The organism is Cupriavidus sp. 05N39, assembly GCF_056397325.1.
In genome coordinates this window covers 1-374 of the sequence record NZ_JBFTNE010000394.1, presented here as the reverse complement: position 1 = coordinate 374, position 374 = coordinate 1, and the positions used below count along the sequence as shown (strand labels likewise).

The following is a 374-nucleotide window of genomic DNA, read 5'->3' as shown; positions in this document are numbered from 1 at the left end:
GCTGTACAGCGTGTCCACGCCATTGGCGCGCACGCGCGTGACCGAGGTATTGCTGGACTGCTCGCAACCGGCCAGGGCCAGCAGCATGACGCACAGGATCGGGAGGTGGCGCATGGTCGCTCCAACGTTGCGATGGACGGGGAATCACATACCGCGGAACAGGCTCATGAACGGCTGGCTGACGCTCAGCACCTCGGCACGGTGCTTGAGCTTGAGCTGGCCGCGCCCGCTGTCGTCGCGGCTGACGGCGGCCACCGCCTTCATGTTGACGATGGTGGAACGGTGCACCTGGCGGAAGCGCTGCGGATCGAGCACCTCCAGCAGTTCGCGCAGGGGCGTGCGCAGCAGGCTTTCGCCCTGCTCGGTCACCACCG

General features: G+C 67.1%; 1 protein-coding gene. It reads right to left on the bottom strand.

Annotated features, from left to right (window positions below; all coding sequences use genetic code 11):
- Positions 1 to 144: 144 nt before the first annotated feature.
- A partial coding sequence (locus AC1DN0_RS41865; RefSeq protein ID WP_477146724.1) for a LytTR family DNA-binding domain-containing protein occupies positions 145 to 374 on the bottom strand: 230 nt, incomplete at its 5' end.